Genomic DNA, 235 nt, shown 5'->3' with positions numbered 1-235 from the left:
CCGCGATGTTGCCGCCCTGCACGGCGAGCGGTTCGCCCGGCCCTGGGGCGACGGTGAATTTCACGGGCTACTGATGCAGGATACCGTCTTCGGCTTCGTCGCGCGCCAGACCAATGCCTTCCTGAAAAAGCCGCTTCCGGGGTTCATTCTCGCCCGACATGTCGCCGGCGAGGCGGAGATCCTGACGATTGCCGTGCAGGCGAAGGTCGCCCGTGCCGGACTTGGCTGGCGGCTG

Annotated in this window: 1 pseudogene; it reads left to right on the top strand. The window is 66.8% G+C overall.

Going from position 1 to position 235, the window contains the following annotated elements:
• A pseudogene (locus EOD29_RS35135) lies at nucleotides 1-235 on the top strand (ribosomal-protein-alanine acetyltransferase); the annotation flags it as partial.

Source organism: Mesorhizobium sp. M1A.T.Ca.IN.004.03.1.1 (assembly GCF_003997555.1).
In the GTDB taxonomy this organism is placed as follows: Bacteria; Pseudomonadota; Alphaproteobacteria; order Rhizobiales; family Rhizobiaceae; genus Mesorhizobium.
Note: the sequence above shows the minus strand (reverse complement) of the source record. Positions and strands in the feature narration are given on the sequence as shown.